This window comes from Archangium sp. (assembly GCF_036389735.1).
In the GTDB taxonomy this organism is placed as follows: Bacteria; Myxococcota; Myxococcia; order Myxococcales; family Myxococcaceae; genus Archangium.
The window spans coordinates 1-21,060 of the sequence record NZ_DASVWK010000041.1 but is presented as its reverse complement, the minus strand read 5'-3'; the positions used below and the strand labels follow the sequence as shown (position 1 = coordinate 21,060).

Sequence of the window (21,060 nt, the reverse complement as noted above, 5' to 3'; positions counted from 1 at the left end):
CCTCGGCCTCGTTGCCGAGCAGGCGCAGCGCCAGGCCGTACACCGGGCGCTGCACGCTGCGGACGAGCGACTCGAAGGCCGAGGGATCCCCCCGACGGGCGGCCACGACATCGGCCTTCCACGGCAGGGGGGCGGAGTCATCGGCCATCAGCATGCCGATGGCCCGGGCGAGGTCCGCGACATCCGGGGCGTTGAGGGCGAGAGCATTCACGCCCTTGTTTACGGAGCATGGGGTCCCCGATTGCGCCGACCGGAAAATCGGGGTGCCACGTCACTTCTTCTTCTGTGATTCCGGGCGCTTGGCCGCCTGCTCGCGCCGGGCCTGCTCCTTGGTGTCCTTTTTCTGCCGCTGGCGCTCGAGGAAGCCAGGGGACTTCACGGGCTCGGCGTGGAAGATCTCGCGGGCCGGAGGGGCCTCGCGAACCGGGGCCGCCTCGCGGGCATGGGCCCGTCTGCCCGGAGCGGGAGCGGCCTTGCCGGCCGGGGAGCGCCTTGCGGCCTGGGGGGCCGAGGAGAGGGGCGGCGTGGGGGCGGGAGCCTTCCGAGGGCCTCGGGGGGCGTAGGCCGTGTCCGCGCTCTGCCCATCGCGCTCCTCCACGGGGGCGCGCCAGGAGTCGCGGATCTGCTGCGGGCTCTCCTCCTTGTAGGCGAAGTGGAAGAGCCGCTTGATGACGAGCGTGGCGTAGGCGCCGGGGGGCAGGGTGAAGGCGACGTTGACCTTGAGGAAGCCCCGGTTCAGGTCGTCCTTCTGGGTACGACCGATGACGAGCTTCTGGGGCAGGACGAGGAGGGGACGCTCCTCGCTCTTGAAGAAGAGCAGCCGCGAGGCCTCCTCGATGCGCAGATCCTGGAGGGTGAGCTTCTCCTTGCCGAGCACCCAGTCCACGGCCTCCTGGACCTTCGGATCCGTGATGCGGGTGTCCGGGCCGAGCAGGGGGAAGGTGGCGTCGCGCAGGGAGCGGAGCACCTCGGCGTCGGCGTCCTTGTGGAAGAGGAGGGTGCCCGCCTGGTACTTCATGGGGAAGAGGTGCTCGCGGGGCAGCAGCAGCTGGAGGTAGCGCCGCACGCCCTCGTTCCAGAGGTAGCTCTGGTAGGTGAACAGCAGCATCGCGCGGTAGTCCGAGTCGATCTGCAGGAAGGCGCGCACGTAGTCCCCGGGGTGCTCGCGCAGGGACTTGAGGATGCGGTGGTACTTGCGGGAGCCCTCGAAGGGCACGCGCGCGTCCCAGTGGCCCCAGTTGTCGCGCCAGAAGGTCTTCACCTTGGCGTCCTCGGTGCGGTCCAGCTCCGAGGGCTTGGCCAGGTAGTTGCGCAGGGCGGCCTCGAAGTCGCCGCGGATGAGATCCTTGGCGATGAAGCCCTGGCCGTGCTTGAGCGAGCCGAAGCGCTGGCTGTCGAAGTAGTTCACCACGCCCAGGCGGTTGACCTCGGCGGCGGCCACGTTGAGGGGGCCAACGGACGACTCGTCCAGCGAGCGCACGGTGACGGCGAAGCGGTTGGAGGTGATGTTGGCGGCCGACAGGGCCTTGTCCGCGCGCCCCAGGTACTTCAGGCGCAGGTCGGGGTCCTGCATGTCCACGTCCGCCCCGTCCACCGCGATGAGCTGCTCGGTGCGGCCCTGCTTGTCCTTCAACCCGCAGTAGGAGATGGCACCCGGCTTGAGGCCGAAGGCATCGCGGATGCGGTCCGCCGCCTCGAAGGTGGACAGCTTCTGCTTGTCCATCAGGTAGACGCGGTGGCGACCGCTCGCCACCTCGTCGAAGCGGTACGACTCCTTGACGGAGAAATCCTCGGGTTTCTGCTTGATTCGCACGGGGTTCCCTTAACAGCCAGAGTGCCCCGAGAGGAAGGAACGAATGGTCGGGGGACTGACAAGCGGACACCTGGCGGCATAACCTCGCGCCCCGCCATGAGACTGCTCGCCCTGCTCGTCCTGCTGACCGCCACCGGCTGTGCCTCCAACCTGTCCACCCTGCAGACGGCGAAGCCGCTCGCCCGGGGCCAGTTCCAGGTGTCCGGAGGCATGGGGCTCTACGCCCCGGCGGGCCAGATCGTCACCGTCATCGACCAGGGGATCAAGCAGGGTCAGGCCATCAAGAAGGCCATCGACTCGGGCCAGCCCTACCACCTGGAGGAGGCGGACGCCCAGAAGCTGCTCAACGTGGGCCTGGCGCTGGCGGTGGCCCCGCCGGGCACCAGCAACGAGCTGATGGCCCGCGCCGGCCTGCTGGAGGACCACACCCTGGATCTGGGCCTGCGCTTGAGCACCAACTCCGTCCGCGTGGACGGCAAGGTGCGCCTGCTGCACGGGGGAGATCTCCAGGACTCCCCGCTGCCCGACCACAAGCGCAGGTCCTTCGACGTCGCCCTGGGCCTGGGCGTGTCCCGCCACCTCTTCAAGAGCCCCGTCCTGGACGCGCTGGAGATGGTCCAGATCGACGACTTCTCCCGCTGGGACTTCGAGGTGCCCCTCTACATGAGCATGGACTTCGGGGACATCTTCAAGCTGTACGCGGCGCCCAAGTTCATCCACAGCCGCACCAAGCTGGATCAGAAGCTGGTGGACTACTCGCAGTTCGGCAAGGACGTGACGGGCTTCGACATCGCCTTGCCGGGCCGCGTCACGAGCAACTTCTTCGGTACCACCGTGGGCTTCGCCCTGGGCTACAAGTACGTCCACCTCTTCGCCGAGCTCACCACCGGCTACACCGATTGCCGGCCCGTCCTCTTCGGCCAGAAGCGGGACCTCGGGGGGGTCACCCTGTACCCCTCTGTGGGACTGGCCTTCAAGAACCCCACGCCCCTCGGCAGGGCCCTGGGGCCCACCGTTTCCCCCGGAAGCCCGGAAAGCCCTGGAGCGGTGGTGCCCTAGGCGGCCCTCCAGGCGGGCATCCGTGGCCGTTCCGATGCCCCGCCGCCTCTGGTAGTGTCCCGCCGGTGCTGTCGGTGTCCGAGACGGAGAGGTCTCGCGCGTGAGTCAAGGTTCTACCCAGGCTGCCAAGTCCACTGCCCTCCGTGGCCCTCACCTCAAGGGGCGTTTCCCGGATGGATCGACGGGAGATTTCCTGCTCGGGGACCTGACGACGTTGGGTCGCCATCCGTCCAACACGATACGGCTGGTGGACCGCGAGGTGTCCAAGGAGCACGCCAACATCGAGCGCATGGGGCGGGATTTCATCCTGCGCGATCTGGGCTCCTCCAACGGCACCTTCGTCAACGGACGGCGGGTCGCGGAGCTGCGGTTGCGCGAGGGGGATGAGATCACCCTGGGGGCCTCCAAGCTCGTCTTCCACACCGGGGACACGTCGGGCACGTTCGCCCAGCCGCCCGTCGCCGGGACGGCCGCCGGCAACCCGGGTCGCGCCGCTCCCCGGGTGACGGTGGTGGCGCAGTCCCACTCCATCCCCGCGTTCCTCGCGCAGATGGATCAGCAGGTGCCGCAGAACTTCCGGCCCGCCGAGCAGATCCAGGAGCTGACCACCCTCAAGCGCGAGTACGAGAAGCTGCGTATCGCCTACGAGTTCCACCGTCAGGTGAGTCAGCAGGGCAAGCAGGCCGATCTCTTCGAGCAGATCCTCGCGGTGGCCTTCCAGCTGCTGGCGGCCGATCACGGCGTCATCCTCAAGAATGGCGCGGACGGCCAGTTCAACCCGGTGGCCATCAAGCACCGGCAGGGCAGCCCGGCCAACGTGATGGTCTCCGACACCGTGCTCCAGAAGGTGGCCGAGACGCACAAGGCGGTGCTCACCGCGGACGCCATCATCGACGAGCGCTTCTCCTCCTCGGAGAGCATCGTGGCGCAGGGCATCCGCTCGGCCATGGCGGTGCCGCTGCTGTCCAAGGGCAAGCTGGAGGCGGTGCTCTTCCTGGACTCGCGCCAGCAGACCAACGCCTTCTCCGAGAAGGACCTGACGATCCTCTCGGGCATCGCGGCGCAGGCGGCGATCGCCCTGGAGAACGCCGCGCTGGCCGCGCAGATCCAGACCGAGGCCATCACCCGGGCCGAGCTCAGCCGCTTCCTGTCGCGCGCGGTGGCCGAGGCGGTGATCCGCGGCGAGACCGAGGACCTGCGGCAGAGCCGGCTGGCGGAAGTGACGTGCCTGTTCGCGGACATCCGCGGCTTCACCACCCTGTCGGAGAACGAGTCTCCGCAGGAGGTGGTGTCCATGCTCAACGAGTTCTTCACCCTGATGGCGGGCGTGGTGTTCCGCCACGAGGGGAACCTCGACAAGTTCATCGGCGACTGCGTGATGGCGGTGTGGGGTCCCCCCTCGTCGCACCCGGACGATCCGGCCCGGGCGCTGCGCGCGGCGCTGGAGATGCAGGACGCGGTGGATGTGCTCAACGGCTCGCGCATGGCGGCCGGCAAGCCGCCCATCGAGGTGGGCATCGGCGTGAACACCGGCCAGGCGGTCGTGGGCTACATGGGCAGCACCGAGCGCCATGAGTTCACCGCCATCGGCGACACGGTGAACACGGCCTCGCGGCTGTGCGGACTGGCCAAGGGTGGCGAGGTGGTCGCCAACCACAGCACCATCCAGAAGGCCGGCGTCGGCTTCGAGGTGGAGCCCCTTCCCGTGACCCAGGTGAAGGGCAAGGAGAAGGGCGTCCACGCGTTCAAGGTCATCGGGCTGGAAATCACCAACTCCCACCACGGCTAATGACCACCCGGAACTGCCCGAGCTGCGCGCGTGCGCATGACGTGAGCGGACTCGCCACCGGGCACCAGGTGTCGTGTGCCTGCGGGGCCCGCTTCACCGTGGGCCAGGACACGGCTCGGGCGGACGAGGACGCGGGCGCCACGATGATCAGCCCCTCGCGGGCGGCGGCGGGTGCGTCTCCGGTGGGCACGGAGCCCGGGCTGGAGGGCACCTACGTCAGCACGACGGTGACGCTGCCGGGCTACGAGCTGGAGCGGGTGCTGGGCCGGGGCGGGATGGGCGAGGTGTGGCTGGCGCGGCAGGTGTCGCTGGGACGCAAGGTGGCGGTGAAGGTGCTGCCGCCGCGGCTGGCGAAGGATCCCGAGTTCGTCACCCGCTTCGACAAGGAGGCCACGGCACTCGCGGCGCTGAGCCATCCGAACATCATCCAGATCATCGATCGCGGGGTGGCCGGGGAGCACTACTACTTCGTGATGGAGTACGTGGAGGGGCGCTCGCTGCGCGACGTGATGCGCGAGCTGGTTCCCCCCGAGGCCCTGCGCCTGGCGCTCCAGGTGGCGAGGGCCATCGAGTGCGCGCACGACAAGGGCATCATCCACCGCGACCTCAAGCCGGAGAACATCCTGCTGGATGGGCGGGGGCACGTGAAGGTGGCGGACTTCGGGCTGGCGGGCTTCCGCAGCGGCTCGGACTCGCGGCTCCAGCTCACCGGGACGTCGGTGGCCATGGGGACGCTCAACTACATGGCCCCGGAGCAGCGGCGGGACGCGAAGAACGTGGACGGGCGCGCGGACCTGTTCTCCTTCGGCGTGGTGCTCTACGAGATGCTCACCGGTGAGCTGCCGGTGGGGCGCTTCAAGCTGCCGTCCGAGCGCGTGCCGGGGTTGGACTCGCGCGTGGACGAGGTGGTGGGGCGGCTGCTGGAGAACGAGCCCGAGGCCCGCTACGCGCGGGCCACCGAGGTGTGCCAGGCGCTGGAGGCGCTCGTCACGAACAACTCGCGGCCCTCGATGTCCCTGGTGGGAGCGCAGCCGCAGGCACAGGCCCGGGTGGGCGGGGCGCTGGGGCGGCTGAAGTCGGGCTGGCGCAAGGTGCGTGCGGGCCTCACGGTGGTGGGCGCGCTGGTGGTGCTCTCCTTCGTGCTGCGGATGCTGTTGGGCCCGGTGGGCGTGCAGGTGAGCGAGGACAAGAAGGTGGTCCTCAGCAAGGGGGGCCTGCCGCGCCTCGTGCCCGCGGACAAGGCGTGGCCGGCCAACACGGAGGGCGATCTGCTGGTGTCCTCGACGACGGAGGCGCTCGCGGATGGGCGGGTGCGGCTGGGCGTGGACTTCCTGGCGGGCGGCGAGGAGGAGCTCAATGCCCACGCCGGCACGTGGAAGCTGGTGGACGGACAGCTCCAGGTGATGCAGGGTGGCAATGACGCCTCGGGGAGCGAGGGGCAGCTCATTCCCCGCGCCTACCTGGCCCACCGCTACTTCTCGAGCGACGACTTCTCCGCCGAGGTGTCGATGAACGTGCACCGGTTTGGCCGGGATTACCCCGAGGAGGAGCCCGACGCGCAGCACTACGCCGAGCTGGCCTTCCGGGTGACGGGCCTCCAGGTGTCCGTCTACGCCATTCCGGACACGGGCATGCGGCTGAGCTGGCGCTACACCACCGCCGACGGCGAGGAGGTGGTGGGCAACAGCGCGCAGGAGGTGGACGAGCTGGTGCGGGACGAGGCGCCCGTGCCCTCCGGCGCCTTCCGCGTGAAGCTTCAGATGAAGAAGAGGAAGAACGGGGTGGACGTGGAGGCCTTCCTCAACGGCGACTCCGAGCCCTTCGCGCGCAAGTACCTGGAGGGCTTCCAGGGACGCGTGGCGAAGGTGGCGCTGGGCTGCCGCAACCTCATCTGCACCTTCGATGACCTGACGGTGCGCGGCATCCCGTCGAAGAAGCAGGCGCGCCCCAAGATGGCGGAAACCCCACAGGAGTAGACGGAAGGCCCCTTCCCAAGGGCTGGGCCGTGTCCGGTGGTGCACGGGCGGATGGCCCTGGTGTGCCCTTGCCGCGCGCGGGAGGCATCCTCACCTTTGGCCGCGCCAGCCCTCGTGTGCACGCGGGCAGCGGAACTGACTCCGGGCAGAGGGGGAGCCATGGACTTGCGGTGGGCATTCGCCCCGCTGTACGCGGCGGGGATGGGCGCGTTGGTGCTCGTGGCGTTCGCCTTTGGGCAGAAGGACGCTCGCACCTTCACGCCGCGCTGGCCGCTGGCCTGGTTCGGGCTGCTGGCGGTGGCCTTCGCCATCGTCGCGCTGCGTTACGAGAGCGGCCCCTTCATGTGGGTGTCGCCCCAGGTGTTCGGGAGCGGCCTGGGCTTCGCGCTGCTGATGGTGGCGGCGGGGCTGGCGGTGGCGGGCTCGCGAATCTGGGGGCGCGCGGACACGCTGCGGGCCGAGGCCCCCCGGAGCATCGACGAGGGCGTGGCGGCGCTGCGCGAGGGAGGCTCGCCGGGGTGGGGCGTGTACCGCGGGCGCCTCGCGTCGATCGATCAGGTGACGTCGCCGGGCGGGGTGGTGTGCGCCTTCTACGAAGCGGAGCTGCGCGGTGTGATGCCGGACGGGAGCAAGGGGCCGCTGCTGTCGGTGGAGCGTGGATTCTCGCCGGTGCTCCAGGTGAAGGGAGAGCGGGCGGAGGCGGCGGTGAGCTTCTCGCCGAAGCTGCTGCTGGCGCCGATGCAGGTGCGCCGCTGCCTGATGGGCAAGCCGCTGGCGGAGACGGGCACGGAGGTGCCGGTGGAGGGCCAGAAGGTGGAGGAGGCCCTGTCGTACGAGCGGGTGGGGAAGCTCGGCGAGGAGTGCCTGGTGGTGGGGGAGCTGCGCAAGGGCCCTGTGCCAGGCGTGTACGAGCTGCGTGGCAAGCAGGGCGGACCGGCGATGGTGATCCTCGGCGACGCGTGCGAGAGCACGGGCACGACGCTGGCGCGCCGGGCCTGGAAGATGTTCGCGGCGGCCGGGGGCCTCACGGTGGCGGCGGCCTGGGTGCTCGCGGGCTGAACCTCCGGACGAGGTCCCGCGGCGAATGCCCTTCGGTGAAGCCGGATGGGTGTGGAGGTGCCGGAGCACCTTGCTCGGGCGAGAGGACTACCCCTCGTCCGCGATGCCGTACTCCTTCAGCTTGCGGCCAAGTGTATTGCGGCCGATCTGAAGCACCTTCGCCGCCGCGGTCCGGTTGCCCTTCACCGAGTCCAGCACCCGGAGGATGTGTCGCTTCTCCACCTCGGCCAGGGGCAACAGGTCCCCCGAGAGCTCCGCCACCACCGTCTCGCCGGCCGAGGCGGGCGGAGGCACGCCAACTCCCTTCGGCAGGGGCAGGTACTCCTCGAGGATCTCCCCCTCGCTGAGCACCACCGCGCTCTCGATGCAGTTCTCCAGCTCGCGCACGTTGCCGGGCCACCGGTAGCGATTCAGCCGCTCCAGCGCCGCGGGGCTCAGCCTCGGCACCGGCAGCCGGTGCCGCTTCGCCGACGCCGCGATGAAGTGGCACGTCAGCCGCTCGATGTCCTCGCCCCCGCGCTCGCGCAGCGGCGGCAGCACCAGCTCCACCACCTTGATGCGGTAGTACAGGTCCTCCCGGAACTTCCCCTCGGCCACCATCTTCGCCAGGTCCCGGTTCGTGGCCGCGACGATCCGCACGTCCACCTTCAGCGTCTGCGTGCCGCCCACCCGCTCGAACTCGCGATCCTGGAGCACCCGCAGCAGCTTGCCCTGCACCGGCAGCGGCAGCTCGCCGATCTCGTCGATGAACACCGTGCCGCCATCCGCCGCCTCGAACTTGCCCGGTACCCGGTGGTCCGCCCCCGTGAAGGCGCCCTTCTCGTGGCCGAACAGCTCGTTCTCGATGAGCGAGGCGGGCAGCGCCGCGCAGTCCACCTTCACGATGGGCTTGTCCCGCCTCGGTCCGTTGACGTGCACCGCCCGGGCGAACAGCTCCTTGCCACAGCCGCTCTCGCCCCGCAGCAGCACCGTGGCGTCCGTGGGCGCCGCCTTCTGGATGAGCCGGTAGATGACCTTGAGCGGCTCGGACTCGCCGATGATCCGGTTGAAGAAGTAGCCCACCGGCGCGTGTGGCTGCTCCTTCGCACGCTGGAGCTCCTGGTACAGGCTCGTGCTCTGGAGCGCGTGGCTCACCTGCACCGCGATGGCCATGAGGCGCTCCACGTCGTCATCCGTGAAGCGCTCCCCGCCGCGCCGGTTGAGCACCTGCAACACGCCGTAGAGCGTCCCGCTCGCATCGCGCAGCGGTACCGCCAATATCGTCGTGGTGCGGTAGCCCGTCATCCGGTCGATGTCCGCGAAGAAGCGGCTCTCGCCCCGGGGGTTGGGCATGTTGACGGGCTCGCCGCGCTCGGCCACGTAGCCGGCCACGCCCTGGCCCAGCTTCACGCGGATCTGCGACACCTCGGGCAGGTGGGCCGCGCGCGAGAAGAGCTCGCCCCGCGCGGGGTCCAACAGCCACAGCGTTCCCCGGTCCGCCTGCATCGTCACCGCGATGCGATCCATCAGCGTCTGGAGGAACGCGTCGAGATCGACCTCGCGCCCGACGAGCCCGCCGATGGGAAGCAGCACCTGGGTGACGTCGGAGTGAGTGGCCATGACGGGCAGGGGGGGAAGCTCGAAGCCTGGGGGCAGACTATCGCAGTGCGGACCCATACGCCCCTCCCGTCAAGCGCAGGCCGCCCCGAGGAGGATCCGCTTGCCCTCGCGGGCCGGCTCGGTGGCGGCGAAGTGGTTGCGTGCCTCCTCGGCCATGTTCTCCACCTGATCGTCATTGTGCGCCGGGTCATGGTGGAAGAGGAACAGCCGGCGCGCGTTCACCGCCGAGGCCACCTGGGCCGCGTCCACCATGGTGGAGTGGCCCCAGCCCTTCTTGGGCATGCTCTTGTGCCCGTTGTACTCGTCCGGGGTGTACTGCGCGTCCAGGCACAGCGCGTCCGCGCCCTCCATGAACCGAGCCACCCGCGAGTCGAGCGTGGCCAGGGAGATCTCCATGTCGGTGGCGTAGACGAAGCTGTGGCCATCCGCCTCCACCCGGTAGGCCAGGCACCCCTGGGGGTGCGGCGCATCGAAGGGCGTCACCTTGAAGGGGCCCACCTCCACCGTCTGCCCGTGCAGCGCCGACTCGAACGTCATCCGCGAGCGCATGGTGGACAGCGGCACCGGGAAGTTGGGCGGCTCCATCTGCCGCGCCAGCACCGACTCCAGCGCCTGCGCCCCGCCCGGCCCCGGACCGTACAGCTTCAGTTCCGTGGTGGGCACGTAGGCCGGCGTGAAGAAGGGGTAGCCCTGCACATGGTCCCAGTGCAGGTGCGAGAAGAAGAGGTGCGCCTTCTGCGGCCCGCCCTCGCGCATCATCGCCTCGCCCAGCGCGCGGATGCCCGTGCCCGCGTCCAGGATGAGCCGGTGCCCCTGGCTCGTCACCTCCAGGCACGAGGTGTTGCCGCCGATCCGCGCAGCGTGCGCCCCCGACACCGCGATGCTTCCCCGCACTCCGTAGAAACGCACTTCCATGGCTGCCTCCTCCTCGAGAACCCCGCGCCAGTCTGATCCGACCGCCGCTCACATCTCCGGGTAGAGCAAGGATGTTGCCAACGCCAAATGGCTGGATTTGCTGGGAATCCAGGGCGATACGGGAGGTCGGCTGCTCCATTCCGGCGCACCTGGATGGATCGCCCGCTCCGATCTGGATCGCCGGGGGCGCGTGGGGCGGCCGGGAATTGTGGGAGAATGGGCGCACATGGAAGATTGGGCGAGGGGGTGCTTCACGTGTATCCCGAGCGTTTCCGGCTACCGCAGGTGAGCGAGCACGTGGTGGCGTGGCTCGAGCGTCGTCGGCCCGGGTTCGGCACCTGGGACGCAGAGGTGGAGGCGCGGCTCACGGCCGAGACCCGGCTGGCGCTGGCCGACGTGTCCCGGCTCTTCTCCGAGGTGGCGGTGGATCCCGGCTACTGGGAGCGCCTGGAGCGCGGCGTCTTCACGGTGGTGCTGCCGCGCTACTTCCAGCTCGCCCGCGAGCACCACGCGCTCCAGCGCCGCAAGTATGACGTGTGGCGCGGGGGAGATCTGCTCTCGCGCGCGGCGTACACGGGGGCGGGACTGGTGACGGCGGTGCTGGTGGCGCTCACGCGGGTGCCGGACTGGCTGGAGCCGCTGCCCTTCGCGTTCATCCTCTTCGGACCCTTCCTGCCGGACATGCAGGAGTCCTTTTTCGAGCGTCGCTACCGGCGACAGCTCGCCACGCTCGTTCAGGACATGGGCGTGGAGCAACGGCAGCTCGAGGCCTACCGGCCGCTGGACGACTCCGTCCCGCGGGCCTTGAGCGATTCCAGTTCCAAGGAGAAGTCATGAACAAGGCGGGAGATCGGGTCATCTCGATCCTGAAGCAGCCTCGGATGCGGGTGCTGTGGCCGCTGGGCGTGCTGCTGCTCGGCGGTTTGTTCTTCTACAACCTGTGCACCGTCTACGTGCGACCGTACGAGATGGGAGTGAAGCAGGTCATCCTCGGCGGCGAGAAGGGCATCCGCGAGGGGGTGTACGGGCCGGGCCTGCACTGGGTGACGCCGGGGGCGGAGCGCATGCACCTGTTCCCCACGGATCTCCAGGTGCTGGAGATGGCGGACAACGCGGCCGAGGTGGGCGTGGGCGCGGATCACCGCGTGGTGCGGGCCATCAAGATCCAGACGTCCGAGGGCTACACGGTCTCGGCGGACGTCACGGTGCTCTACCGCATCGAGGATCCGTACCGGGTGATCACGCAGATCGGCCCGGGGCGGCTGTACGAGGACTCGGCGGTGATTCCGCGCGGGGAGCAGGTGCTGCGGCGGACGCTGGGCGAGCTGGACGCGGACGACTTCTACAAGGGGGACCAGCGCGACAAGGCCGTGGCGCAGGCGCAGAAGCTCTTGATCGAGGAGCTGACGCCCAAGGGCATCAAGGTGACGCACGTGCTGTTGCGCCAGTACCGGTACGACTCGCGCTACCAGCAGGCGATCGAGCAGCGGAAGATCCAGGATCAGTCCGTCTTCAAGAACCAAGCGGAGGCCGCGGCGGCGCAGGCCGAGGCGGAGAAGAACCGGATCATCGCCGAGGGGGAGGCCACGGTGCAGGTGGAGCTGGCGCGCGGTAACGCGGAGGTGGCCAAGCTGAACTCGGGGGCGGATCTCTACCGGCGCACCAAGGCCGCCGAGGGAGACCTGGTGGTGAAGCTGGCCCGGGCCAAGGGGATCGAGCTGGAGAACGCGGCGCTGCGGGGCGGCGGCAGCGAGAACATGGTGGGCCTGAAGATGGCGGACGTGCTGGGCGGCACGCAGGTCATCGTGGTGCCCACGGACGGCGCGGGTGGAGTGAACCCGTTGGATCTCAACGCGGCGCTCAAGCGCTTCGATGTGAAGGGGATGTGAGGCGCATGAATCGCATGGACTTGCGGATGCTGGGGCTGTTCGTGGTGCTGGCGCTGCCCGTGGTGCAGGGGTGCGCGTGCCACTCGACGGATGCGAACGAGGTGGGCGTGCTCACGCGGAAGTTCACGCTGATGGGAACGCGGGGCGTGCAGGCGGAGACGTACGCGCCGGGTGCGACGCACTTCTTCTTCCCGCCGTTCTCCACGGACTGGAACACCTTCGAGACGAAGCTCCAGAACCTGCGGATGCGGGCGAAGGGCGAGGATGAGAAGGGCCTCACGGACGACATCGAGTTCAAGACGGTGGACGGCAACGACATCGCCGTGGACGTGACGGTGGCCTGGCGGGTGGATCCCTCGAAGGCGCCGCACCTGGTGCAGAAGGTGGCGCGCTCGACGAAGGACGTGGAGGCCCGGCTGGTGCGACCGGCGACGCGGGCGCTGGTGCGTGATGCGCTCAACGTGCTGCGCTCGGAGGACTTCTACACGGCGGACAAGCGCTTCGCGGCGGCCGAGAGCGCGCGCAAGCGGCTGGAGGTGGCGCTCGCGCCCGAGGGCGTCATCGTGGAGCAGGTGATCCTCCAGGAGCACCGCTTCAACCCCGAGTACGAGAAGGTGATTCGCGAGAAGAAGCTGGCGGAGCAGACGGCGGAGAAGCTGCGCTCGGAGGCGCAGGCGGCGGCCGAGGAGGCCAAGCGCAACCTGGAGTCGGCCAAGGGGACGGTGTCGCAGAAGCTCGCCGAGGCGCAGGGTCAGCTGGAGCAGGCGAAGCTGACGGCGGACGCGGAGCTGGTGCGCGCGACCAACGAGGCGACGGCGATCCTCCGGGAGGCCGAGGCGAAGTCCAAGGGCATCGCCAAGGAGAGCGAGGCGCTGGCGGGCGCGGGCGGCCGGACAATGGTGAAGCTACGCATCGCCGAAGCGCTGATGGGCAAGCAGATCATCTTCATGCCCACCGGGGGGGGCGGGACCACGCTCCAGACGATGGACATGAATCAGATCCTCACGCAGTACGCGGCGGGCAAGACCGCGCGGAACGCGAGCTCGGCGAACAGCGGGCAGTGAGCACTTCGAAAGCACCGATACGATGACAAACCGCACGAGTCTGTTGATACCTTGCGGTGGGTTTCAGCGAGAGCGGTCGTGGCGGTCCGTGCCACGACCTTGTTCTTCATTTTGAAAGGCGAGTTCCCGGTCCCAGAGATACAATCGTTCGAGCACCCAGGCTGGGCAGCCCCCGGAGATGCGCTCGAACTTCGTTGCATCCAGGGTGACGAGGTACTCGCGCCAAGACGAGAGCTGGGTGACAACTTCAGGATGGCTGAGTTCCTGGCGCTCGACGAGAGTGAACAGTCGGGGCAATTGGCCGAGGATAGCGTTCACGCAATCCTCCCGGGTTGCTCGGGCCATGCGGGCTGAAGCCACTTCGAGACGTTCGCGGACGGATCCGCCGCCCTCTGGGCACCATGCGTCCAATGCCCAACCGCGGGCCTCGAGCAGGAGTTCCTCCAGGCCGAGAAAGGCGTTCAACCTTTTGAAGAGGTAGCGTCCATGCTGGAGTGAGTCCCAGGAGTCGAGCACGGCCTGGATGCGCAGCGCCGTGCGTTCCGCGCTCTCCGGGGCCAGCTCCGCGGTGATGAAGTACAGCGCCCCCCATACCGTCTTGCGAAAGAAGGTCTCGTGGCCTTCGCTGATCTGGAGATGATTCTTCTTATCCAGGGCTTCGCACACGCTCACCACCAGCTCGGTGAGCAGGTAGGGCCGCCAAGCGGGACGCGCCGGCTCGAAGTCGATGGAATTGCGCGTGAACACGACGTCATCAGGATCGACCAGCAACAGTTCGCGAGGATGTGGGAAGGACCCATGGGCCTGGTAGAACTTCGCGCAGCGGCGCCCCTCCGCCCGCACCTTGCGACTGACGACTGCGCGAGGGCCATGGAGGAAGGACGGCAGCCGGAGCGAAGTGGGTTGAACGATTTTCATGGGAGTCACATGCCCGAAGCCTTGGGCAGTTGGACCCGTGGCGCGGTGGACGTTGGTCTCGGGGGGAGCGGGATGACCTTTCCTCCTGGAGGAGTGCCGAGGCCTTGACTTGCCGTCGAATGCGCGCGGCGATCACCGGACATTACCGAGGAGAGGGTGATCACAGCAGCGCCACCTACGATATCGATCACGACTCCGATGACCCCACTGAGGGTGGCAAGCTTCTCGCGCCTGTCCACCATCTCCTCGACCACCTGGGCTACCCATCCGCCGTATTCCTTCAGCTCGTGTTCGGAAATCTCCACCCAGTTCCCTGCATCATGAGCAGCCACCATGGAATCAAGGCGCTCCTGACTCCGAGTCCACTGGTACTGGGTTACTCCAGGCGCGTTGGTGCACCACTCCAGGCGCCAGATGTATTGCCCCAGGGCGAACCGGATCAGGATTTCGCCTTCGAATCCCGTGCCACTCAAGAACCTCTCTGTTGGAGGTACGGTGTGGTTCAGGGCCTGAAGGTAGGTTTCGATTTCTCCACGGAGGGAGGAGGAGCCGCTGCTGCGTGTCCCGTGGTGAGAACGAGCGCCACCAGAAAAGCCAGTCTCTGGGCCCCCAGAAGGCGCTTGCTCCGACGGAGAGCGCAGCTCAGTGAGTCGTCCTCCGAGGAGTCAAGTGGGGACATGCCCGCGACTCTTAGGTTTTACCGGCTTTCGCGTCAACCGCACCCAGGCGATCCATGAACCAGAACCTCCAACAGCGAGTGAGCGCGGGGGCGGGGAGGGCACGCCCGTCCTGAAGTCGATACCTGGAAGACCTGATTCTCATATTTTTTGAATTTAACCTGGAATTCGTGTATGTCCGTGAGGCTGGATCGCGGCTGTACCTCACCCAGGAAGGGACCGGACATGAGCAAGAACGGGTTTCCATCGATCGGTCGTCGCGGCTTTCTCAAGGGGTCTCTCGTCACGGGCGCGCTGGTGGGCCTGGGGGGTGGCAAGGCGCTCGCCAACGCGCGCCTCGCCGCCGCGTCCGCGGGCATCCGCGCCCAGGACTGGCACTCGCTGCCGATGAACGACGGGCGCACCGTCAACTCCGTGCCCGAGGACCTCGGCGGCGACTTCCAGCTTCCGCGCGCCTCGACGGGCGCCTTCGCGTCGAGCCACACCTTCGTCTCGGAGGTGCACTGGTCCTCCAGTCCCTACAACCTGGTGGGCATGCACTGGCAGGCGAGCGTGCCCGAGGGCACCTCGCTGGCGGTGGAGGTGCGTGGCAGCGTGGACGGCAATACCTGGGGCGAGTGGCTGCCCGTGGGTCACCTCCTGGAGGGGCGCGGTGATGAGGAGCGCCTGTCGGATGAGACCTTCTCGGATGCGGTGGAGCTCGGTCGGGCGCACGCCATGCAGTACCGCCTCACGCTCGAGACGACGGATCCCTCGCTGTCGCCCGTGGTGCGGCGTGTGACGGCCACGCAGATCGACTCGCTGGACTCGCCCCGGCTGGAGGACCTGGACGCGCGCGGCCAGTCCATTCCCTTCCGCGTGGGCAACGGGGGTTCACCGACGGCGCGGCTCATCCTCCGCGACGGGCCCGGGGGTTGGGGTCCGGGCTACATCGCGCCGGACTCGGATCAGTACTGGGAGCCGCACGCCGGTGTCTACCCGGTGCGGTTCGTCACCATCCACCACACGGCCTGGGCCAACAACCCCGAGAACCCCGTCGCGACCATGCGAGGCGTCTGGTACTACCACGCCATCACCCTGGGCTGGGGCGACATCGGCTACCACTTCCTGGTGGACCAGTACGGCAACGTCTACCAGGGCCGTGATGGGGGAGACAGCACCGAGGGCGGCCACGTCTCGCGCTACAACAACTACAACCTCGGCATCTGCCTGATGGGTCAGTTCGAGCCGGGCGCCCCGAACGTGCCTCCCGGTGGCGAGCCCACCGCCCAGGCGATCGACAGCGCCATGCGCATGGCGGCGCTCGAGTGCGCCTACCACGGCCTCAACCCGCTGGAGCAAGGCGTGTACCCCAAGCCGACGGCCTCGTGCCGTCCGCAGCTCACCAACTTCCGCATCAGCGGGCACCGCGACTGGGGCCGCGGGACGAGCTGCATCCGCACCGCCTGCCCGGGCATCAACGTCTACAAGCGTCTGCCGGCCATCCGCGAGGCCGCGGCGGCGCTCATCCCGAGCATCAAGGATTTCCACCTGATGGAGATCCTCAACCGCCGGTAGTCACTCCTTCCAGAGCACCTTCCACGGGTGCTTGCGGAGGTCCGACAGCAGGCCTCGCAGATCCTCGTAGATCTGCTTGTCCTTCTGGAGTGCGCCCACCGTGCCCTCACCGGCCTCGATGCGGGTGAGGAGCCGATCCGCCCTCGTGGCGATTTGATCGAGCTTCTCGCCCGCCGACGTGTAGCGCTCCAGCGCCAGCTTCAGCCGCTCGCCATCCTTCGCGTCGAGCCCGCCCGTCATCATCGACAGCCCATTGAGTGTCTTCACCGCCGAGCCAGACAGGCCGGGCAGCTCGCGTTTCACCAGCGCCGCCGTCTCCGCCGCGTCTCCCAGGAGCTGGGCTCCCGCGCCGCCGGCCTGCATCGTCTCCCGCGCGAGCTTCGCCAGCGTGCGCATGTCCCTGGCCGCGGCGGACAGCTCGCCGGTGATCAACCGCAGGTCCCCCCGGTTCTCGTTCAACACGGTGTCCAGCGTGCTCGTCAGCCGCGACACGTTGGCCGCCAGCTGCTGGAGCCCCTCCGGATCATCCGCGAGCGCGCCGCTCGCCACGTCCAGGAAGGCCGAGAGCTGCTGGGCCACCAGATCCAACCGCGGCGCGTCCGTGCCTCGCAGCGCGACGCCGGAGGGCAGGGCGCTCGCGGACGCCGAGCCCGGGTTCAGCTCCAGGTAGGGCTCGCCCAGTGGCCCCACCGTGGCCACCGTCACCCGCGCGTCCGAGCGGAGCGCCGCCAGCGCCTCGGGCTTCACCGACAGCCCCATCCGCACCGGCAGCGGCTGGCCCCGCTCGTCCCGGCGATCCGGCTCCAGGCCGATCTCCTCCACCCGGCCCACCAGCACGCCGCCCAGCTTCACCGGCGCGCCCTTCACCACGTTGCCCGTGTGCGCGAAGTCCACCGAGAGCACCGTGTCGCCGCCCGTCGTCAGCTCGCCCATGAGCCAGAGCAGCCCGAGCACGCCCAGCAGGGCCCCCAGCACCAGCGCGCCCACCTTCATCTCCAAGCGACGCTCATCCATCCGATGCGGTCTCCAGGTACGGCGCCGTCAGGGCGCGCAGCTCCGGCGCCGAGGATGCCAGGAACTCCTCCGGCGTGCCCAGGAACGCACAGCGTCCCCCTCCCACCACCAGCACCCGATCCGCCAGGGTGCGCAGCAGCCGGTAGTCATGGGACACCACCAGCGCGCCCAGCCCCCGGGCCTTCACCGAGGCGAGCACCCCCTCCACCTGCGCCGCCGCCTTCCGGTCCAGCCCCGTGGTGGGCTCGTCCAGCAGCAGGTACTCCGGCTTGAGCACCAGCGCCCGGGCGATCGCCGCCCGCTTCTTCGCCCCGGGCCCCAGCTCCGTGGGCAGCCGATCGGCCGCGCTCTCCAGGCCCACCAGTCTCAGGGCCTCGTGGGCCGCCTCCCGGGTGATGCCCGGGGCCGCCATCGCCACGTTCTCCCGGAGCGTCCGCCAGTCCAGCAGCGCCGGGCCCTGCACCAGGTACGGGGCCCGCTGGCGCAGCTTGCGCAGGGTGCGCTCGGGTTGCGTGTCCACCCGCTCGCCGAGCAGCTCCACCCGGCCCGCCTCCGGCCGCAGCAGCCCCACCGCCAGCCGGCACAGCACGCTCTTGCCCGCGCCGCTCGCGCCAGCCACGAAGGTCAGCTCGCGCGTGGACAGCTCCGCGCTCAGCCCCGCCAGTACCCGCCGACCGGACTCGAACGTCACGGACACCTCCGAGAAGCGCAGCGTGCCCATCCCCCTCACACCCGCAGCGCCTGGAAGCCCATCGCCACCACGAAGTCGATCAGCAGGCAGCCGAGGCACGCCGCCACCACCCCGCGCGTGGTGGCCTCGCCCACCGCCTCGGCGCCGCCGCGCGCGGACAGGCCCTCCACCGCCGCCGCCAGGGGAATGTAGACGCCGCAGGCCGCCGCCTTCACCAGCCCGGCCACCACGTCCCACCCGTCCACGTACCGCGCGTCCATGAAGGCCGTCCCGTCCACCCCGAAGACCCAGCTCGCCGTGGCCACCGCCGACAGCGTCGCCGCCATCGTCCCGAGCACGCACAGCAGCGGCACCCCCACCAGCCCCGCCACCACCCGTGGCGCCACGAGGTCGGCATACGGGTCTCCCGCCGACATCTCCAGCGCCTCCACCTGCTCGTTGACGCTCATGGTGGACAGCTCGGCGCCGTGGCTGGCTCCGCCTCGCGCCGCCGCCAGCAGGGCCGACATCACCGGGCCGAACTCGCGCACCATCAGCTCGAAGTAGGGCGGGCCCACCACCGGCAGGTTGCCCGTGAGCTTGCGCGCCTGGCTGTCCGCGATCGTCACCATGACCGCTCCGAAGAAGGCCATGCCCGACATCACCAGCCACACGCTGCGCCCGCCCAGCTCGTGGAGCTGGCGCAGGCTCTCGCGCCAGGGCAGGCCGTCACGCGCGCTCGCGCGCACGGTACGCGCGAGCATCAAGGCGGGGGCGCCGATGAAGGCGAGGACGTTCATTCCGGAGCCCGCCTCATGTGAGCAGCCGCGTCAGCGCGGAGGTGAGCAGGAAGTCCAACAGGAAGATGGTGGCGCATCCGTGCACCACCGCGCCCGCGGCCGCCTGGCCCACCGCGCTCGCGCCTCCCCGGGCCCGCAGCCCCACCGATGTGGACACCAGCGCGATCGCCAGCCCGAAGGCTCCCGACTTCACCACGCCGGCCAGCAGGTCCGTCGGGTGCACCATGGAGTCGAAGTTGTTGAAGAAGGCGCGCACCGGCAGCGCCAGGGTGAAGTAGGCGGCCACCGCCTCGAAGAGCACCGCCACCAGGAAGGTGAGGGCGGACAGGCTCGTCACGCTCAGCGTCATCGCCACCACGCGCGGGGCCACCAGCACCGAGAACGGATCCAACCCGATTCCCCGCAGGCCCTCGAGCTGCCCGCCCACCTGCATCGTCGCCAGCTCCGCCGCGTTGCGCGCCCCCAGCCGCGCCGCCATCACCAGCCCCAGCAGCAGCGGGCCGAACTCCCACAGCACCGCGTACCCCGCCGCCCACCCGAGGAAGGCCCGCGCCCCGAAGCGCTGCACGTACAGCGACGTCTGCACCACCACCGTCGCCCCCGTCAGCGCCGCCACCGCCAGCGTCAGCGGCAACGAGCCCCAGCCGAACTGCACCAGTCCGCGCAACAACTCACGGCGCTCCATGCGCGCCAACCCCAGCACCGTGCGTGCCAGCACCACCCCCAGGACCCCCACGGCCCGCACGGCGCCCAGTGCCTCCCGCCCGAGCCACACCAGCGGCGCGCTCATGCCAGCGCCTCGTCCACCAGCGCGTCCACCTCGGGGGCGGGCGGGCCGTCGTACGCGAGCTGCCCGTCGCGCAGGTACAGCCAGCGGGGGAGGGGAAGCTCCGGCGGGGCTTCCGCCGCGGCGATGATCAGCGTGCCGCTCCCGGCCACCTCCAAGAGCACCCGCGCCACCTGCCGCGCCGTGCCCGGATCCAGGCCCGCGAAGGGCTCATCCGCCAGCAGCACCGAGGGCCTCGCCGCCAGCGCGCGCGCGATGCCGGCCCTCTTGCGCATGCCCCCGGACAGCCGCTCCGGCAGCATGTCGGCGGCCTCCGCGAGCCCCACCGCCCGTAGCACCTCGTCCGCCCGCGCCTCCGCCTCCTCGCGAGGCACCCGCCGGCGCTCCAGCGGCAGCAGCACGTTGCGGCGCACCGTCATCGAGTCGAAGAGGGCATCCGTCTGGAACACCATGCCGAAGGCCGCCTGGCGCGCGCGCTTCACCGCGGGCGACAGCCCCGCCACGTCCTCACCGTTCCAGAGCACGTGGCCACTGGAGGCCGCCACCAGCCCCGCGAGCGCCTTGAAGAGCGTCGTCTTGCCCCCGCCCGAGCGCCCCAGCATCAACACGCGGCTCCCGGGTGGAAGGGTGCAGGCCACGTCCCGAAGCACGGGCCGCCCCCCCAGTCGCACCGTGAGCCTGTCCGCGCGCAGCTCCATGCCACTCCAGGCTTACGGAGGGCCCCAGCGCACCAGCGTCCCGCCCGCTCCCGCGGCCCACTGCTCCTGGGGCCCCAGCGCGTCGAGCGACAGCAGCGCCCCGCTGGGCTGGTAGGGCTCGCTCCAGGTACCGCTCTGGGCGTTCAGCAGGTGGAGCGGCTCGCCGCTCTTGGCGGAGAGGACGAGGACGACCGTGGGGTCGAAGGCGACCACGTCCAGCAGATCCTCCGTCGAGCCACCGGGCGTCGGCAGCTTCCGCCATGTCCCGTTCTCACGCGCGAGCAGGAGGCCCCGATCGCCCACCGCGTAGGCCAGCCGTCCGCCCACCACGTACACGCCGCGCAGGTAGCCCGTGCCGACGTCGGCCGGCAGGGTCTGGCGCACCCAGTGTCCCGAGCTGGTGTCGAGCCGGAAGACCCGCGGCGAGGCGTCGCCACCCAACTGGAAGTCCTCGGCGCCCACGGCGAACAGCGAGTCCGGGCTCAAGCCGTGCACGGCCTTCAGGTTCGCCGCCACCTGATCCATCACCACTGGAGCGGCCGAGGACGAGGCGTCCCGCCACTCCCAGCGCAGCAGGTGGCCACCGCTCGTCACCGCGTACACCGTGGTGACGCCGTTGCGCTCGAAGCCCACCAGTCCATTGATGGTGCTCGTCACGCCGGAGGCGGAGGCCGTGTCGCAGGCAGAGCCCGAGGTCGTCGTGGTGGCGAGCACGCCCCGCGCCGAGCCGAGGAAGACGCGCCCATCGCTCGGCCTCGCCCAGGCGGACTTCCAAT

Annotated in this window: 18 protein-coding genes and 2 pseudogenes; 8 read left to right on the top strand and 12 right to left on the bottom strand. The window is 69.6% G+C overall.

What is annotated here, in order from left to right; all coding sequences use genetic code 11:
* Both VF794_RS01440 and truD read right to left on the bottom strand, forming a co-directional pair.
* Positions 1-154: pseudogene (locus VF794_RS01440) on the bottom strand (sigma-70 family RNA polymerase sigma factor); the annotation flags it as partial.
* A gap of 117 nt (positions 155-271) precedes the next feature.
* Entirely contained in the window at positions 272-1,813 is a 1,542-nt protein-coding gene (gene truD / locus VF794_RS01435; RefSeq protein ID WP_331106960.1) for a tRNA pseudouridine(13) synthase TruD, read from the bottom strand.
* Between the two features lie 96 nt (positions 1,814-1,909).
* On the opposite strand from truD, the gene VF794_RS01430 reads away from it, so the two are divergent.
* The 4 genes from VF794_RS01430 to VF794_RS01415 all read left to right on the top strand — a co-directional run bounded on the left by VF794_RS01430 (position 1,910) and on the right by VF794_RS01415 (position 7,696).
* Entirely contained in the window at positions 1,910-2,872 is a 963-nt protein-coding gene (locus VF794_RS01430) for a hypothetical protein (protein ID WP_331106958.1), read from the top strand.
* Between the two features lie 100 nt (positions 2,873-2,972).
* Complete coding sequence (locus VF794_RS01425; protein ID WP_331106956.1) at positions 2,973-4,661, top strand: adenylate/guanylate cyclase domain-containing protein; 1,689 nt, start codon at positions 2,973-2,975, stop codon at positions 4,659-4,661.
* Complete coding sequence (locus VF794_RS01420; protein WP_331106955.1) at positions 4,661-6,637, top strand: serine/threonine-protein kinase; 1,977 nt, start codon at positions 4,661-4,663, stop codon at positions 6,635-6,637. The genes VF794_RS01425 and VF794_RS01420 overlap by 1 nt, the downstream gene beginning before the upstream one ends.
* A gap of 159 nt (positions 6,638-6,796) precedes the next feature.
* Positions 6,797-7,696, top strand: coding sequence for a hypothetical protein (locus VF794_RS01415; protein WP_331106953.1), 900 nt, complete (start codon positions 6,797-6,799; stop codon positions 7,694-7,696).
* A gap of 87 nt (positions 7,697-7,783) precedes the next feature.
* Here VF794_RS01415 and VF794_RS01410 read toward each other — a convergent pair whose 3' ends face one another.
* Entirely contained in the window at positions 7,784-9,295 is a 1,512-nt protein-coding gene (locus tag VF794_RS01410) for a sigma-54-dependent Fis family transcriptional regulator (RefSeq protein ID WP_331106951.1), read from the bottom strand.
* A 69-nt stretch (positions 9,296-9,364) separates the two neighbouring features.
* Positions 9,365-10,210 carry an MBL fold metallo-hydrolase gene (locus VF794_RS01405; RefSeq protein WP_331106949.1) on the bottom strand — a complete coding sequence of 282 codons (846 nt, stop codon included), beginning with the start codon at positions 10,208-10,210 and terminating at the stop codon, positions 9,365-9,367.
* 255 nt (positions 10,211-10,465) lie between these two features.
* On the opposite strand from VF794_RS01405, the gene VF794_RS01400 reads away from it, so the two are divergent.
* Genes VF794_RS01400 through VF794_RS01390 form a run of 3 tightly spaced genes read left to right on the top strand, consistent with a single transcriptional unit; the run spans position 10,466 to position 13,163 of the window.
* Positions 10,466-11,047, top strand: coding sequence for a hypothetical protein (locus tag VF794_RS01400; protein WP_331106947.1), 582 nt, complete (start codon positions 10,466-10,468; stop codon positions 11,045-11,047).
* Positions 11,044-12,099, top strand: coding sequence for an SPFH domain-containing protein (locus VF794_RS01395; RefSeq protein WP_331106945.1), 1,056 nt, complete (start codon positions 11,044-11,046; stop codon positions 12,097-12,099). The genes VF794_RS01400 and VF794_RS01395 overlap by 4 nt, the downstream gene beginning before the upstream one ends.
* A gap of 5 nt (positions 12,100-12,104) precedes the next feature.
* Entirely contained in the window at positions 12,105-13,163 is a 1,059-nt protein-coding gene (locus tag VF794_RS01390) for an SPFH domain-containing protein (protein WP_331106943.1), read from the top strand.
* A gap of 63 nt (positions 13,164-13,226) precedes the next feature.
* On the opposite strand, the gene VF794_RS01385 is transcribed toward VF794_RS01390, so the two are convergent.
* Both VF794_RS01385 and VF794_RS01380 read right to left on the bottom strand, forming a co-directional pair.
* Positions 13,227-14,081, bottom strand: a complete 855-nt coding sequence (locus VF794_RS01385; protein ID WP_331106941.1) for a hypothetical protein — start codon at positions 14,079-14,081, stop codon at positions 13,227-13,229.
* A gap of 5 nt (positions 14,082-14,086) precedes the next feature.
* On the bottom strand, positions 14,087-14,554 hold the full coding sequence (locus tag VF794_RS01380) for a hypothetical protein (protein WP_331106939.1): 468 nt from the start codon (positions 14,552-14,554) through the stop codon (positions 14,087-14,089).
* A gap of 429 nt (positions 14,555-14,983) precedes the next feature.
* On the opposite strand from VF794_RS01380, the gene VF794_RS01375 reads away from it, so the two are divergent.
* Positions 14,984-16,315, top strand: a complete 1,332-nt coding sequence (locus tag VF794_RS01375) for an N-acetylmuramoyl-L-alanine amidase (protein ID WP_331106937.1) — start codon at positions 14,984-14,986, stop codon at positions 16,313-16,315.
* On the opposite strand, the gene VF794_RS01370 is transcribed toward VF794_RS01375, so the two are convergent.
* The 6 genes and pseudogenes from VF794_RS01370 to VF794_RS01345 all read right to left on the bottom strand — a co-directional run.
* On the bottom strand, positions 16,316-17,329 hold the full coding sequence (locus VF794_RS01370) for an MlaD family protein (RefSeq protein WP_331106935.1): 1,014 nt from the start codon (positions 17,327-17,329) through the stop codon (positions 16,316-16,318).
* Complete coding sequence (locus VF794_RS01365; RefSeq protein WP_331106933.1) at positions 17,322-18,050, bottom strand: ATP-binding cassette domain-containing protein; 729 nt, start codon at positions 18,048-18,050, stop codon at positions 17,322-17,324. Before VF794_RS01365 ends, VF794_RS01370 begins: the two co-directional genes overlap by 8 nt.
* Positions 18,051-18,055: 5 nt before the next feature.
* On the bottom strand, positions 18,056-18,799 hold the full coding sequence (locus VF794_RS01360) for an ABC transporter permease (protein ID WP_331106931.1): 744 nt from the start codon (positions 18,797-18,799) through the stop codon (positions 18,056-18,058).
* 13 nt (positions 18,800-18,812) lie between these two features.
* Positions 18,813-19,589 (bottom strand): ABC transporter permease, encoded by a 777-nt coding sequence (locus tag VF794_RS01355; protein ID WP_331106929.1) that lies wholly within the window; start codon positions 19,587-19,589, stop codon positions 18,813-18,815.
* Positions 19,586-20,284 carry an ABC transporter ATP-binding protein gene (locus tag VF794_RS01350; RefSeq protein ID WP_331106927.1) on the bottom strand — a complete coding sequence of 233 codons (699 nt, stop codon included), beginning with the start codon at positions 20,282-20,284 and terminating at the stop codon, positions 19,586-19,588. The genes VF794_RS01355 and VF794_RS01350 overlap by 4 nt, the downstream gene beginning before the upstream one ends.
* 12 nt (positions 20,285-20,296) lie before the next feature.
* A pseudogene (locus tag VF794_RS01345) lies at positions 20,297-21,060 on the bottom strand (hypothetical protein); the annotation flags it as partial.

Bases quoted from the DNA above. Each gene is read 5' to 3' on its own strand.
- VF794_RS01430 (WP_331106958.1), top strand. From the start codon at position 1,910: ATGAGACTGCTCGCCCTGCTCGTCCTGCTGACCGCCACCGGCTGTGCC.
- VF794_RS01420 (WP_331106955.1), top strand. From the start codon at position 4,661: ATGACCACCCGGAACTGCCCGAGCTGCGCGCGTGCGCATGACGTGAGC.
- VF794_RS01415 (WP_331106953.1), top strand. From the start codon at position 6,797: ATGGACTTGCGGTGGGCATTCGCCCCGCTGTACGCGGCGGGGATGGGC.
- VF794_RS01410 (WP_331106951.1), bottom strand. From the start codon at position 9,295: ATGGCCACTCACTCCGACGTCACCCAGGTGCTGCTTCCCATCGGCGGG.
- VF794_RS01405 (WP_331106949.1), bottom strand. From the start codon at position 10,210: ATGGAAGTGCGTTTCTACGGAGTGCGGGGAAGCATCGCGGTGTCGGGG.
- VF794_RS01395 (WP_331106945.1), top strand. From the start codon at position 11,044: ATGAACAAGGCGGGAGATCGGGTCATCTCGATCCTGAAGCAGCCTCGG.
- VF794_RS01390 (WP_331106943.1), top strand. From the start codon at position 12,105: ATGAATCGCATGGACTTGCGGATGCTGGGGCTGTTCGTGGTGCTGGCG.
- VF794_RS01385 (WP_331106941.1), bottom strand. From the start codon at position 14,081: ATGAAAATCGTTCAACCCACTTCGCTCCGGCTGCCGTCCTTCCTCCAT.
- VF794_RS01375 (WP_331106937.1), top strand. From the start codon at position 14,984: ATGAGCAAGAACGGGTTTCCATCGATCGGTCGTCGCGGCTTTCTCAAG.
- VF794_RS01370 (WP_331106935.1), bottom strand. From the start codon at position 17,329: ATGGATGAGCGTCGCTTGGAGATGAAGGTGGGCGCGCTGGTGCTGGGG.
- VF794_RS01365 (WP_331106933.1), bottom strand. From the start codon at position 18,050: ATGGGCACGCTGCGCTTCTCGGAGGTGTCCGTGACGTTCGAGTCCGGT.
- VF794_RS01360 (WP_331106931.1), bottom strand. From the start codon at position 18,799: ATGAACGTCCTCGCCTTCATCGGCGCCCCCGCCTTGATGCTCGCGCGT.
- VF794_RS01355 (WP_331106929.1), bottom strand. From the start codon at position 19,589: ATGAGCGCGCCGCTGGTGTGGCTCGGGCGGGAGGCACTGGGCGCCGTG.
- VF794_RS01350 (WP_331106927.1), bottom strand. From the start codon at position 20,284: ATGGAGCTGCGCGCGGACAGGCTCACGGTGCGACTGGGGGGGCGGCCC.